The sequence below is a fragment of the Flavobacterium hercynium genome, from assembly GCF_002217285.1.
Lineage (GTDB): Bacteria > Bacteroidota > Bacteroidia > Flavobacteriales > Flavobacteriaceae > Flavobacterium > Flavobacterium hercynium.
In genome coordinates, this window is record NZ_MUGW01000016.1 from 1 (window position 1) to 14508 (window position 14508).

General features: G+C 33.4%; 9 protein-coding genes. 3 read left to right on the forward strand and 6 right to left on the reverse strand.

All coding sequences use genetic code 11. The features are described from left to right. Window positions 1-48 precede the first annotated feature (48 nt). Both B0A66_RS07265 and B0A66_RS07270 read right to left on the reverse strand, forming a co-directional pair. Window positions 49-459 carry a response regulator gene (locus tag B0A66_RS07265; protein WP_089049195.1) on the reverse strand — a complete coding sequence of 137 codons (411 nt, stop codon included), beginning with the start codon at window positions 457-459 and terminating at the stop codon, window positions 49-51. A 5-nt stretch (window positions 460-464) separates the two neighbouring features. Beyond that, complete coding sequence (locus tag B0A66_RS07270) at window positions 465-2177, reverse strand: PAS domain-containing sensor histidine kinase (protein ID WP_089049196.1); 1713 nt, start codon at window positions 2175-2177, stop codon at window positions 465-467. 167 nt (window positions 2178-2344) lie between these two features. Between B0A66_RS07270 and typA the strand changes: the two genes are divergently transcribed. After that, window positions 2345-4141, forward strand: a complete 1797-nt coding sequence (gene typA, locus B0A66_RS07275; protein ID WP_089049197.1) for a translational GTPase TypA — start codon at window positions 2345-2347, stop codon at window positions 4139-4141. Window positions 4142-4383: 242 nt separating this feature from the next. Here the strand turns inward: typA and B0A66_RS07280 are convergent, their stop codons facing one another. The 3 genes from B0A66_RS07280 to B0A66_RS07290 are packed head-to-tail and all read right to left on the reverse strand — an operon-like array spanning window position 4384 to window position 8500. Beyond that, window positions 4384-6735: a T9SS type B sorting domain-containing protein gene (locus B0A66_RS07280; protein WP_089049198.1), complete on the reverse strand. Its 2352-nt coding sequence runs from the start codon at window positions 6733-6735 to the stop codon at window positions 4384-4386. A 13-nt stretch (window positions 6736-6748) separates the two neighbouring features. Further along, window positions 6749-7585, reverse strand: coding sequence for an ABC transporter permease (locus B0A66_RS07285; RefSeq protein ID WP_089049199.1), 837 nt, complete (start codon window positions 7583-7585; stop codon window positions 6749-6751). A gap of 3 nt (window positions 7586-7588) precedes the next feature. Continuing rightward, on the reverse strand, window positions 7589-8500 hold the full coding sequence (locus tag B0A66_RS07290) for an ABC transporter ATP-binding protein (protein ID WP_089049200.1): 912 nt from the start codon (window positions 8498-8500) through the stop codon (window positions 7589-7591). Window positions 8501-8595: 95 nt separating this feature from the next. Here B0A66_RS07290 and B0A66_RS07295 point away from each other — a divergent pair, with 95 nt between their 5' ends. Together B0A66_RS07295 and B0A66_RS07300 are read left to right on the forward strand one after the other, a co-directional pair. Next, window positions 8596-9648, forward strand: coding sequence for a hypothetical protein (locus tag B0A66_RS07295; RefSeq protein WP_089049201.1), 1053 nt, complete (start codon window positions 8596-8598; stop codon window positions 9646-9648). Window positions 9649-9691: 43 nt separating this feature from the next. Beyond that, complete coding sequence (locus B0A66_RS07300) at window positions 9692-10552, forward strand: SdiA-regulated domain-containing protein (protein ID WP_089049202.1); 861 nt, start codon at window positions 9692-9694, stop codon at window positions 10550-10552. A gap of 205 nt (window positions 10553-10757) precedes the next feature. On the opposite strand, the gene B0A66_RS07305 is transcribed toward B0A66_RS07300, so the two are convergent. Continuing rightward, window positions 10758-14492, reverse strand: a complete 3735-nt coding sequence (locus B0A66_RS07305; protein ID WP_089049203.1) for a metallophosphoesterase — start codon at window positions 14490-14492, stop codon at window positions 10758-10760. Window positions 14493-14508 lie beyond the last annotated feature (16 nt).

Below are 14508 nucleotides of genomic sequence, written 5' to 3' on the forward strand. Positions count from 1 at the left end.
CGCTATTTCAGGACAAGACAATCTGTGGATTAAAAAAAGCTCTTGTTGTTATGCATCAGGGCAGATTTTTTTTTTGAGATAATCAAGCATTGTTTGGGTGATTGGTTTCGAAAGAAAATCTATGATAATAGGATATTTTTTAGCTTTCGCTAAATCGTCAGGATCAATAGTAGAAGATAGTACGATTACGTTGGCAGTATTAAATTCGGAGTAATCAGCAGAAACAAAATAATCCAAAAATTCCCAGCCACCCATTACTGGCATATTTAAATCCAGAAAAATTAATTCAGGCTTATTTGTCTTGTTTTTATTGTATTTTAAAGTGTTGAAATAGTGCAAAGCCTCTTCACCATTTTGAGCTGTGATAATTTCTTTAGAAAATTCAGATTTTGAAATTACTTTTTTAGATAGCATTAATGTTATTGGATCATCATCAACGCATAAAATTTGCTCAAGCATAAAAATTAATTTTTAAATGTTATTGTAAAGGTAGTTCCTTTATTTACTTCGCTATCGATACTAATAGTTCCACCCATTGTTTCGACTTGCGATTTTACGAGATACAATCCCAGACCTTTGCTGTCAGGATAATTATGAAATCGTTGGTAAAGACCAAAAACTTTGTCCCGATTTCTTTCAAGATCGATTCCTATTCCATTGTCTTTAAAAGTTAAAATAGCTTTATGATCTATTTGTTCTGCAGTAATGGATATTTTTAATTTTCTGTTTTCTGATTTGTATTTTATAGAATTGGTAAGCAAATTAAGCAAAATACTTTCTAAATAGGCTTTGTTGGTATTTAATAGCGGAACACGGTCAAACTTAAGTTTAATGATCGGTTTGTGCAATTCTATTTGAAAAGCGAGCTGACTAAAAACATTTTCAAATACTTCTTTTAACGAAACTTCTTCTTTTTGCATAGAAGGGTTGTCTTTAATAATAATAACCTTGACAAGATCATTAATCGTTTCGTTCAATAAGTGAGTAGATTTATTAAAGCCAGCAAGAATTTCTTCAAGTTCCGGGTTTTTAATTGGAATGTCTTCTATAAGATTTAAAAGTCCGATTAAATTAGACAAAGGTGCTCTCAGATTATGTGATGTAATGTATGAAAACTGTTTTAAATCTTTGTTGTTTTGTGTTAACTCTCTAATTAAATGTTCCTTTTCTGTTTCTAATTTTTTCTCATCCGTAATATCTCTTTGAATAGAAATCCAGTGCGAAATGACCCCTTCATTAGTAAAAATAGGAATCATGGAAAAACGAACCCAGTATTCTTCCTTCTTCTTGGTGTAGCTAATTGTTTCGATAAGACATTCTTCCTCGTTTTTGATAGCTCTTAGAAGTTTTTTTAACTCATCAGAATCTGAATTAGGACCTTTATTGAAAATACTGGTTGATCTGCCTATTATTTCTCCTGATTCGTAGCCCGACATTTGAGAAAACGCAGGATTTACATAAACTATTTTAGGAATTTTTCCACTGGCAGAATTTGCTTCAGTAATTAAAATAGAGTCTTTAGACTGTGTAATTACGGTTTCTAAAAGTTTTAGACGTTGTTCTTCTTCTTTTTGTTTGGTAATATCCTGAATGGCTCCAATCATTCTTATGGCCCTTCCGTTTTCATCTTTCAATAAAAAACCTCGGTCTAATACATATTTATACGTCCCGTCTGCGCATCTGAAACGGTATTGATCCTGCCATTTTTCTGTTTTTTGTTCAATAAATGAATATAATTTGATAGACATTCTAATGCTGTCTTCGGGATGAATTTTATCGAACCACCATTTAGAAGTTTTACCAACTTGCTCTTGTCTGTAACCAAAAACACTTTCTATTCCTTTATTCCAGCTAATGCTGTCTTCCTGAATTTTCCAGTCCCAAATGGTATCACTTGTTGCTTTTGCTACAATATCATACTTCTCATTAGATTCTTTAATATCTTCATTCGTTTTTTTGTTATTTTGGAAAAAAGCAATATTTTTGCTTTCGTTTTTTGATAGTATATGTCTGAAAAACAGACCTGTAATAAGAATGAAAAGGGAGTCTTTTATAATGAAAAAATAAAAGTTTTCTTTTGAAGAAATAACGTTAACGAGTACTTTGTGACAGATAAAAGCCACAAATAACGAAATAATAATATAAATTAGAGTAATTTGGAGAGTTTTACTTTTCATTACTCAAATATAGTTAAATTAACCATAACTAAACAACAATTATGTTCAATTTGAAACTTCTGTTTACATAGATTTAATGAACTAATTACTTGTATATACGCAAACTATCGCAGAAACGTTTTTTATATCAAAATAAAGTGTACCTTTGCACCCATTAAAAATCTCAGATGGAATCTATTAGAAACATTGCAATTATTGCCCACGTCGATCACGGTAAAACCACTTTGGTTGATAAAATTATGTATCACTGTCAATTATTTCGTGATAACGAAAATACAGGTGATTTAATTCTTGATAATAACGATTTAGAGCGTGAGAGAGGTATTACTATTACTTCTAAAAACGTTTCTGTTCAATATAAAGGAACAAAAATCAATATTATTGATACTCCTGGTCACGCCGATTTTGGAGGTGAAGTAGAACGTGTATTAAACATGGCCGATGGTGTATGTTTGCTAGTTGATGCTTTTGAAGGTCCAATGCCACAAACGCGTTTTGTATTGCAAAAAGCGATTGACCTTGGTTTAAAGCCTTGCGTAGTTATCAATAAAGTAGATAAAGAAAACTGTACTCCTGAAGAAGTTCACGAGAAAGTTTTTGACTTAATGTTTGAATTAGGTGCTGAAGAATGGCAGTTGGATTTCCCAACAGTTTATGGTTCTGCTAAAAATAACTGGATGTCTGATCATTGGGAAAACGTAACTGATAATGTTGAAGCATTATTGGATATGGTTGTACAAAATGTACCAGCTCCTAAAGTTTCTGAAGGAACACCACAAATGTTAATTACATCTTTAGATTTCTCAGCTTTTACAGGTCGTATTGCTATTGGTCGTTTAGAAAGAGGTGTTCTTAAAGAAGGTATGCCAATCTCATTAGTAAAAAGAGATGGTACTGTATCTAAATCTCGTATCAAAGAACTTCATACTTTTGAAGGACTTGGTCGTAAAAAAGTACAAGAAGTTATTGCTGGAGATATTTGTGCAATCATTGGAGTTGAAGGTTTTGAAATTGGTGATACTATTGCTGATTTTGAAAATCCTGAAGGTTTAAAAACGATTGATATCGATGAGCCTACAATGAGTATGTTGTTTACAATTAATGACTCTCCTTTCTTTGGTAAAGAGGGTAAATTTGTAACTTCTCGTCACATTAGAGAAAGATTAACAAAAGAATTAGAGAAAAACTTAGCAATGAAGTTAGGTGAAACTGATTCTGCTGATAAATTCATGGTTTTTGGTCGTGGAGTACTTCACTTATCTGTTCTTATTGAAACAATGAGAAGAGAGGGTTATGAGTTACAAATCGGTCAGCCACAAGTTATCATCAAAGAAATTGATGGTAAAAAATGTGAGCCAATCGAGGAATTAACAATCGATTTACCGGAATCACTTTCAGGTAGAGCGGTAGAGTTTGTTTCTTTCCGTAAAGGAGAAATGTTGAGTATGGAAACTAAAGGGGAACGTATGATCATTAAATTTAATATTCCATCTCGTGGAATTATTGGATTACGTAACCAATTGCTTACTGCAACAGCTGGTGAGGCTATTATGGCACACCGTTTTATTGGATATGAGCCTTACAAAGGAGAAATTGCTGGACGTAACAAAGGTTCATTGATTTCTATGGAAAAAGGAAAAGCTATTCCTTACTCTATCGATAAATTACAAGATCGTGGTAAGTTTTTTGTTGAACCAAATGCTGAAATTTACGAAGGTCAGGTTATTGGGGAAAACTCTCGTGGTGATGATATGTGTGTAAACGTAACTAAAGAGAAAAAACAATCTAACGTTCGTTCATCTGGAAATGATGAAAAAGCAAGGATTATTCCTCCAATCATTTTCTCTCTTGAAGAAGCTTTAGAGTACATTCAAAAAGATGAATATGTAGAAGTTACACCAAAATCTATCCGTCTAAGAAAAATTTATTTGACAGAAACTGATAGAAAAAGATTTAAAATCTAATTCTACTTATATAGAAGCTAAAAAAGCCATTCGAAAGAATGGCTTTTTTTATTGTTGTTAGTTGTTAGTTGTTAGTTGTTAGTTGTTAGTTGTTAGTTGTTAGTTGTTGGTTGTTGGTTGTTGGTTGTTGCCTTGCACTGAAGTTAAACTATATTCAAAGTCTACAATCTAAAATCTAAAATCTGCAATCTAAAATCTAAGGCAATCTAAAATCTACAATCAGCAATCTAAAATCTAAAGGGTTATCTCTTCAAGCTAAAGTGTCCTTTTACAACTCTACCGTCTACAAAAGCAATGGTAAACCAATAATCATCAGCAGGTAAGGGTTGTCCGTTAAATCTTCCTGTCCAGCCGTTTGCATTGGGATCCATTTCCTTTAAAAATTTCCCGTAACGATCAAAAATAGAAATAGTACATTTAGGAAGCTGATCCAGATTTTGTATAAACCATGTGTCGTTATAGCCATCATCATTTGGTGTGAAATACCTAGGATAATCTATAACGTAGAATAAATACGAGTTAGAAAAACCACAACCATTTTTATCTCTTGCAATAGCGTTATAAATTCCTGGACTAACACGAGTAAAAAGCGGTTCGTCTTGAAAAAATGTACCGTCTAATGAAAACTCATAGTTTCCAATTCCGGTATATTCTACTGAAACTGTGTTTTCGTTAGCAGAAAAATCTTTTACTACCGTTCCTGTTATTGTTGCCGGTTCTGATGCTACTATTTTAAAGTTTTTTGTTTTTTCGCAACCATTAACATCTTTTACAGTTATCGAATAATCGCCTGCTGTTGTAATTTTTATAGAATTTGAGGTATCACCTGTACTCCATAAATAACCATTAAAACCTGTATTTACGGTTAGATTTATTTCATCTCCCTTGCACAGGTATTGTGTTTCGTTTTCAAAATTTGGCGGGTCAAAAGTATTTACAATAAGCGTTATTGGTGTAATACCGTAACAATCGGAACCGTTGATGGCTCTTGCGTATATGATTTGACTATAAGGTGTAGTGTTGCTGAAAATATTTGGTAAAGGATTAGTTTCCGTTACAGCCTCATTCGCAGTTAAAAAGTAATTAAGCGTTAAGCTTGGAGGAAGTCCTGAAAGTATCTGTGGCGATACTTCTGAGTTAAGGTCAAACTGATATAAGCCATCTTGATTTTCATCTCCATCACAAGTAGCGATTGGATTTTGAGCAGGAATAGAAGTGTTCGAAATCTGCAGTGTTACTTCTGCAACTTTAAAACAGCCAAAGGAATTTTCCACCCTTCCAAATACAATCTGATTAGCCGCTTTGTTCTTGTATTGTTCTGGATTGGAGATAGGATTTGTTTTTGATTGTGCATCAGTTAACGATTCGTAATATCCTGAGTTTACAAACTGTGATGCGTTATTCTTTATTATATTGTTTACTTTGTTTAAATTAAAAATGGTATATCCGTCCGCATCTTCATCACATTGAAATATAGCTGCATTGGAAACGGAGAAATCAGGAGCGTACTCAATTTTAAGCTCTCCCGTAGAAACACAGGTTGTTCCGTTAAGCATTACTTCAACTTTGTAAGTTCCTTCATCTTGTGCCGAATAAGTAGAATTTGTTGCCGAAGGAATAAGTGTGTAATTGTTAGCGTTGTCCTTTTTAAACCACTTAAACGTATTGCTTGTATTGTTTAATTGGGTGTCAAGAAGTACACTTTCTCCGTAGCAAGCCGGATTTCCATTAGCGGCTGTTTTGTCTTCTCCAAACTTTATTTTGGATAGAAAACTTCCTGCATCTATAAATACTGCTGAATTGTATTGGCCAGTTTTATCATCGGCTATAACTAGTTTTAAATGGTAGGTTACATTTGCTTCTACTTCAGTTTCAACGTTCATCACAACGGTTTGTCCTGCAAAATTTATAGGACTACTGATCGTATTATTTCCGTTGTAATAATTTACATTCAAAGGATCGCATCCATCGTATGTTCTGTTGTTAACCGTAACTGATTCTATTTTTGGATGAACTGTTGTAGCAGAAACAGGTATTGTTGTACGAGGTAAAACGGCTAAGTTTTTATACTCTTCTGAAGTACCTGCTTTTTTTATTAAAAATGCAAAACCGTCAGAATAAATACAGGGAAAATAACTCTGATATTCATTTGAGGCAAAAATATAATCGAAACTAATGGTGTTGGTAAGTGGCACAAAATCAAATTCTAAAACAGTTGCCTGTTTGCTTTCGGCGATATTTAATGCTCTGTTTAGATCGTTATCACCTTGCCAGCTATCATTTTTTACACCTATCGATGTCGACTGTACAAACGGGCCTTCAGTATTTTTACTAGGTCCTGTACTTAAAACAATACCACTTGGAAAAGGGAAATTGCTGGTTCCAGAGCTAAAATAAGCATAGCTCTGAGCACCAGTTTGCGGGTTTCCTGTGGCGCTAACGCTTTGTACATTAATGCAGGAGCTATTTATTAAAATATTAGTAACCAGTTCTTGTGCAGTTTTGCTGTCATCTACAATTATGCTTTGGGCATTCATTGTACTATAACATAAAACCATACCTAATACCAATAAAAAAATCTTAAAATGCCTCATGCGCGTAAATATACTATAAATCTCTGTTTTTTAATAGTTTGTAAGAAAAATGTATAAAAAGATACGTCCACGCTAAAACAATCAGAATAGCGAGATAATTCACGCCATATTCTTTTGTATTTTCAACTCCCATTTGGTTTCCAAGGTTTTTGATTACAGATAATCTTGAAAAAGGTTCAATAATTAAGTTGGATAAGGATTCCAAAGGAAAGAATTGAGTAATGTACTCATGTTTATTACTATCCGGAAAAATTTTAAAAGCCAAAATGCCTTTCAAGATTGCTTCAAAAATACTCCAAACTAAAAGAAAACCTAATGCAAATGCAGAACGTTTTACCAAAATTCCTAAAAACAAACATAGGGAAAAGAATCCAGTTAGCTTAACAAAAAACGCCAAAAGATAATCCAGATCAGTAAAAATAATTCCGAATTCGGTGTAAGATGAGAACGATAAACCCAGAAGAAGGCTCATTACAAAAACAAAAACAGTAGAACATAAGGCAAAAAGCACAACAGTTAAGAATTTTGAAAGGATAAATTCTTTTTTGCTTAAACCGTCGATTAGATTTTGTTTTAATGTTCCGTAGCTATATTCATTTGACATCATCGAAACAATTACAATAGCTAAGAAAAATTTAAGTATCGCTGCCATATAGGTATTGAAATGCCAGATAAACGGGAAGTTGAAAATTCCCATTTCAGCTACATGAAATTGAATAACGCCTAAATTAAATTTGATTGATGCGATTAAGGCAATAAAAGAAAGTAAAATGAAATACGTTAAGGTTAGAACTCGGCTGGCTTTATTTTTCCAGATTTTTTGTAATTCTATAGAGATAAGTCTGTTCATGGTTTAGTTGTTTTTGGCAGTAGCGTTTTTGGTTAATTCTAAAAATTGAGCTTCTAAGCTGTTTTTGCGTTTTACTAAATGGCTTAATGCAACCCCTTTAGAAAATAAAAACTGATTAAGAGAAGCAGCCGATAAATCAGCTTTCAGGTACACTAAAATTTTGCCTTCTTCCTCATTAATTCTGTCAATAGCAGGATGATCTTTTAAGTGGTGTTTTAGCGCGATGTTGTCATCTGCCATAACTTCAAAAAAGCCTTCGTTTGCCGACATTCCATCAACAGAACCAGAATATAAAATTTCTCCTTTTCTTAAAACTATAACGTGCGAGCATACTTTTTCTACTTCATCTAATAAATGAGAAGCCAGTAAAATGGTAGTCCCCTGCGATGCAATTTTTCTAATAATATCTCTAATCTGATGAATTCCCTGAGGATCAAGACCATTTGTTGGTTCATCTAAAATTAAAATTTCAGGATCATTTAAAAGAGCTGAAGCAATTGCTAAACGTTGTTTCATCCCTAAAGAGAACGTACTGAATTTGCTGTCTTTTCTTTCTGTTAAACCTACCAAATCCAGTTTTTCAGTGATTTTAGAGTAATCAATACTTTTTATTTTACAAACCAGCTTCAGATTTTCTTCTGCCGTCATGTAAGGATAAAAGTTAGGTCTTTCTATAATGGCGCCTACTTTTTTTAAGGCTTCATGTGTCTGCATTTTACCGCCAAACCATTTGTAATCGCCGGATGTACGGTTTACAACATTTAAAACGATGCCAAGTGTAGTCGATTTTCCACTTCCGTTTGGGCCTAAAATGCCATAAACGCGACCTTTTTGTATTTCAAAAGATACATTTTTTAAGGCTTGAATTCGCCCGTATTTTTTGTGAAGATTTTCAATAGTAAGAATGGTTTCCAAATTTATTTCGGTTTTAGTTTTAGGTATGACGATTCAGTAGGGAAATTGTTACGCTAAATTTTATTTAATGTAAATTTGTAATAAAGATATTCAAAATGAGTGAACCTTTAATGGTTTTAAAAAAGCCATCTTATCCTTTAACACAATCTCTTTTAAGTTATTTAGAGCGATATGAGCGTATATCTAAAGTTTCTGTGTTCTATGATGATTTATTGCGTTTTTCGGGCTCTGTAAACGTTTACGACAAAAATGATTCCGATACGCTTTGGATCAGAGTGTATTATAGTGAATTCGAAAGAACAGAAATCGATCTTAATCTAAAAAAAATATACTCGCTGTTACATTCTGATGGAAATAGCGAAATCATTCAGTTTTTAAATGTGGATGCGATCGACTATTGTACTTTTGGAAACTCAAAACCTTTTAGAATAAAAGTCCGAAATATTCTCAACGATAATTACGTTCATTTTTATATTAAAAAAGCGGATGCTTCACGTATATATGGACTTGAACTAGAAGATATTCTTTCGCCTGATAAGATTAACTTTCTGGTTTATAAAGATACTTTGATAGAGGAACATATTATTGGAATTCCTGGAGATGTTTTTATGGATACTTTATTAGAGAGTTGCAGTGAAACAGAAAAGGCACAGATTGCAAAAGAATTTGTAAAATTTAATGAGCGTTGTATGATACGTCTTTTAGGAGATATGCGTGCTTACAATTATGTTATTGTTCCCATTCACGATTTTGATCAGGTGGTGTACAAAATTCGCCCGATTGATTTTGATCAGCAATGTTACGAAGGAAACTTTAAGGTATATCGTCCACAGTTTTTTAAGGAAAATTATCCGATGATAAAACTAATCAAAGATAAATTAGAGGAACGTTCTATTATTCAATACAAAGACGAAGAAAGAGCTATTTTGGCAAAGCGGATTCACTCTGCAGAAAATAGAGTAAAAAAGTTATTAAATATTATGTGTCACGATACCATTTCGACAGAACAGCATCTGGATCAACTAAAAATGGAATTGTATCGTTATACTAATGATATGAAATTTAAAAATGCAAGATCAATGGGGCACATTATGTTTGCAGCTTTTGAATTTATTACACGTAATTTTAAAAACACCAATCTAATTTGATTTACAAGAGTTCAAATTGAGCTTAATTTTTAAAAATAACATTATGAAAAAGTTTTTTTTATTTAGCGTTTCTATTGTCTTATTGGCATGTCAGCAAAAGTCGCATAGTGATTTTACCACGCTTTATTCTCTTCCTAAGAAATTGAAAGAGGTTTCCGGAATTACTTATGTTCAGGATAAAAAAATAATTTATGCTATAGAAGATAGCGGAAATGCTAATAAAATTTACGCTGTAGATGCGGAAGGAAAATTAGATAAAACGATAGAAGTTACAAATGCAACCAATGTAGATTGGGAAGATATCACACAAGATAAAACAGGTAATGTATATATTGGTGATTTTGGAAATAACGACAACAAACGTCAGGATTTATGTATTTACAAAGTAGCAAAAAACGAATTGAATAACGATCAGGCTAAAGCCGAGTACAAAGTATCTTTTTCGTATCCGGAACAAACAGCATTTCCACCAAAGAAAAAAGAACTGTTTTATGATGTAGAAGGTTTTTTCGAACACGAGAACTATTTCTATCTTTTTACAAAAAACAGGAGTAAAGGCTTTGATGGAACGGCTTTTATTTATAAAATTTTGAATGCACCGGGAACTCAAAAAGCAGAAAAAATAGGTGAAATAAAAACCTGTGACAATTACAATCATTGTGTTTTGACAAGCGCAACCATTAGTCCTGATGGGAAAAAAGTAGTCTTGTTAAGTCATGATAAAATAGTTTTGCTAAAAGATTTCAAAGGAGATTCATTTCACAAGGGAACCCAAACCGAAATTCTTTTAAATCATTTTTCACAAAAAGAAGCTATCGTATTTAAAGATAACAATACCTTACTTATTGCTGATGAAAAAACAAATAAAACCGGTGGGAATGTTTATGAGTTTAAGCTTAGATAAAGTTGCTAAGATACTAAGGTACTGAGGTGCTAAGCTGCTGAGATACTAAGTTTCTAAGAGTTTAAGTTTTATACTTAAAAAAAACAGCCACGAATTCATGAATTATTTTGGAGTAAATAATTCGTGAATTCGTGGCTGAAAATTTTTATAAACGCTCAGTTTTAAGATTAACAACTTAGCAACTTAGTCCCTCAGAAGCTTAAAGCTAAAAACTAAAAGCCGCTGCAAAAATTACCCTTCCAATTTCATCCGGTGATTTAAAATACTGAATTCTTGCAGTAAGTACATTAACAGCATTAAGCCAAAGTCCGCCACCATAATCCTGGTGCCATTTTGTAGAACTTTCACCATCAAGCCAAATTCTTCCGTAATCAAATCCGCCTAGGATTCCATACGTTAACGGAGCAATGGTACGTTGAATTTTACCAATACTGTAACGGATATCACTGCTTTGTGTAAAATAAGAATCTCCTAAAAAGCGCTCGTTTCTGTAGCCACGAAGGTTCATGTCGCCACCCAGAGTAGCTCCCTGATAAAATTCGTAATTGTTGTTCAGAATCTTTTTTCCCTGAAGGATCGTAGCCAGAACTAATTTTCCGTTTTTGTCTATCCTATGTGCAAAACCTAATGAAGTTTCTAATGTTGGAAAGTTTTGTTTCGATTCTTCTAAATTAGTTGTCCAGCTTGCCGAAGCCATAAAAGCCATTCCTAAAGTTGGTTTCGATTTTAAATCAGCATTTTTAAAAGTATATTTAAGTTTTGCTCCTCCGAAAATCTGACCATCAAAAATTGCCGGATTTACAGTATTAGACGCTTCAATAAATCGACCTGTAGTTTCCTCCACTTTCATTTGTTCAAAGAAGGGCTGAACCGTAAATTCGCTTCCATAACGACCAACATGTCTCATGGCTGCTGATACTTTAAATTGCTGAATTCTAACACGATTGTAATCTAAATCGAATCTTTTCTGCTCATTTTGCGTTTCATTTCCAAAACCAAAATAATTTTTAGCAAAGTTTGGTGTAGTATATTGCGACTCAACATCAGCAATCCATCTACCTAATAATCCAGGAAAATGTGCTACATAATTTAATTCTGTACCGCCTGTTGCAAAGTAGTAAAAGGCATTGATCACATGTCTTTGCGTGTACGGATTTTGTTTGAAATTGTTTACCGTATAATTTAAATTAATACCTAGTTTTACACCATCGTCAGGATTAAAACCAATATTTGGAAGTCCTGAAATCACATTGTATTTTGGTTTTTCGTAATTATACAAGTTTACATCATAATCATCTGTAAGCTGTGTTTGCGTTTTATTGTCGAGATTATAGGTGTTTTCTTTTGACTTGAAATCGTACACAATCACCTTTCTTCCGTTTTCAATGTTATAAGTATCATTGTTCTGACCACCAATCAAACGTATTTTGATTCTTGATTTGTGATCGCCAACAACTTGAAAAATATCATTGTCATCTAAACCATAAATCCATAAATTTTTCGTTTTAGCATCGGTTACCGTTTTGGTATAAATTAGTTCCTCACCCTCTTTTTTAGTGCGGTATACTTTGATTTCAATGCTTTTTCTGGCAGTGTGATCAATAACAAATTTGTCTTTTTTATCCGTTCCGGCAATCATAACCGTTTTGCTTAACACGTCAGAATATGCAGAAGCATACTTTTGAAGTTCTTTCTTTCTGTTTTTTAATTTTCTTTTGATGTCTTCAATCGTTTCATCCTGTACTTCTTTTGGTAAATTTTTAAAAGCTTTATCAATAGCAGCGTCAGATAAATTTTCCTGAATGTATTTTGCCTGTGCGATCCAGTCTTGCTCGTTGGCAGTTTTTAAGAAAGCCAAATCCATAGGATAAGGTTCTCTGTTAAGCCATTTTACATTGTCTATCTTATTTCTAAAAGAACGCATGTGACGCAATGCCGGAATATTCATTAGTATAGAAAGTAATGTTCCGTCGTATTTTGAAAAAGCCTGATCACGATCGCGTGGAATAGGTTTGTAAATTATTTTATCGCCTACTTTATATTCTGCCCAGCGCCATTGATCACTATGTCTGTCCCAATCGCCAATCAGCATGTCAAACAATCTGGCTTTAATGTATTCTTTTTCGTCTACAGCATACTTTTCATCCTTATGAAGATTTTTCAGCATGTCATCAGTACTAATGATATTTCTTGGGTTTCCAAAGTTTTTAGCATCTAAATGATTATCAGCAGGTCTTTCTTCAACCATGTACAATTGATCTCCAAAGTTGGAGTTGAATTCTCTTAAGCCATTTTGTTTTGGAATATAGTATAAAATAGGATTGGTATGAGCGATACCTAAATTATCTGCCAAGTTGCCAATTACAAAAGGAGTGTAAGGATGAGAAGTCGTATAGAAATCTAATAAAAAATTCTCTGCGTACGTATCCTGAAAATCATTTACAACATATTGATCTTTAAAAGCAACGGATTGTAGAAATACGGTCGCGCTCTTTTTTAGAGCACGCATTACATATTCACGTCCTTTTGGATCCGACATACGTAACGATACCGATTGGTGTCCGCCGCCTTCACGAATTGGTTTTAAACCTCCTTTTAAGGTGTCGATAGTTGCTACTTTAGCTTCAATAGGAAGGCTGTAATATTTTCTGTAATGATTTCCGAATAAGAATCTATGAAATCCATTTTTCTGCGTCATTTTATCAGAATAGATTGAAGTCGTAATGGTAGCCGGAAATTTATCAGATTCGTTTGCTGCCCAATTGATTTCTTTTGCTTTGATGATCTCACGTTCAAAAAGAAGTTTTTCACTGTTCTTTTCATTTCCAAAAAAGGCAACTTTAGCATCTCCGCTTCTAAACAGAGTTAGCGTTGCGTAACCATTTCCTCCGTATGAAAAGTCATTGGCTCCGACGGCTCTTGCTGCTTCCGATTTTGAACCTGCTCCACTGATAATTTGCTTAATATTATCACCATTTATATATTGCAGATTATGATCATGACCAGAAACCACAATTACATTTTTTTGACCTTGTAATAAAGTTTTTATCCTTTTCGCGTAAGCGGTGTATTGCTTGTTCTGAATATCTTGGGGACTAACACCTGATGTTTTTCGGAGTAAATTGATAAAAGAACCAATAATAGGAAGCGGGATTTTTTTCTCTAACGGAAATAATTGTTTTTCTAATGAAAATTGTCCACCGTGAGTTCCATTGCTTAATAGCGGGTGATGGATAGCAAGCACAACTGTTTTTTCCTGATTTTTATTCAGCAAGTTTTCCAGTTGATCAAAAAAGTCTTCACGGGTTTTAATATCACAATTATCATTTATCGTAGGATGATTGTCCCAGTCTTCCAGAAACCATTCGCTATCAATAGTTATAAGTGTGGCAGTACTGTCGATTTTTACATCTTCAATAGCACAGCTTTTCCTGGGAAGAAACGCTTTTTTATCATTCAGGTATTTATTTACAAAATCTGCCTGTAGTTCCAGACCTTTAATTCCGCTGTACCAATCGTGATTTCCGGGAATAACAATTGTTTTTCCTTTAAAACCTTTTGTTAGTTTCAATTGATTCGTAAGTTTTGTTTCAGCCAAAGCTTTTTCTGCTGCATTATCATCTGAAGGAAAACCTTTAGGATAAATGTTGTCTCCTAAAAATAATAATGTCGATTTTTTGCTTGCTTTTTTAAGCTTTTTATGCAGGAGTTCAAGCGTTTGCTGGGCTTGTTCTTCATCTGCATTTCCTGCATCCCCAACTAAATAAATAGTGTGTGCAATTTTTATGGTATCAGTTGCGTTCTCAGTTTCATTTGCGCTCACATTTTTTCCATACTGAGCTTTGTGTGTAGCGCAGGAAATAAAAAATAGCGTTGTTATAATTACTAAAGAGCAGCTTTTAATTTTAGTAATAAAATGATTATCCAAAAACAATTTCATAATTTAGTGGTATAAA

Coding starts and splice junctions, on each gene's coding strand:
- typA (WP_089049197.1), top strand. CDS start 2,345: ATGGAATCTATTAGAAACATTGCAATTATTGCCCACGTCGATCACGGT.
- B0A66_RS07285 (WP_089049199.1), bottom strand. CDS start 7,585: ATGAACAGACTTATCTCTATAGAATTACAAAAAATCTGGAAAAATAAA.
- B0A66_RS07300 (WP_089049202.1), top strand. CDS start 9,692: ATGAAAAAGTTTTTTTTATTTAGCGTTTCTATTGTCTTATTGGCATGT.
- B0A66_RS07280 (WP_089049198.1), bottom strand. CDS start 6,735: ATGAGGCATTTTAAGATTTTTTTATTGGTATTAGGTATGGTTTTATGT.
- B0A66_RS07265 (WP_089049195.1), bottom strand. CDS start 459: ATGCTTGAGCAAATTTTATGCGTTGATGATGATCCAATAACATTAATG.
- B0A66_RS07305 (WP_089049203.1), bottom strand. CDS start 14,492: ATGAAATTGTTTTTGGATAATCATTTTATTACTAAAATTAAAAGCTGC.
- B0A66_RS07270 (WP_089049196.1), bottom strand. CDS start 2,177: ATGAAAAGTAAAACTCTCCAAATTACTCTAATTTATATTATTATTTCG.
- B0A66_RS07295 (WP_089049201.1), top strand. CDS start 8,596: ATGAGTGAACCTTTAATGGTTTTAAAAAAGCCATCTTATCCTTTAACA.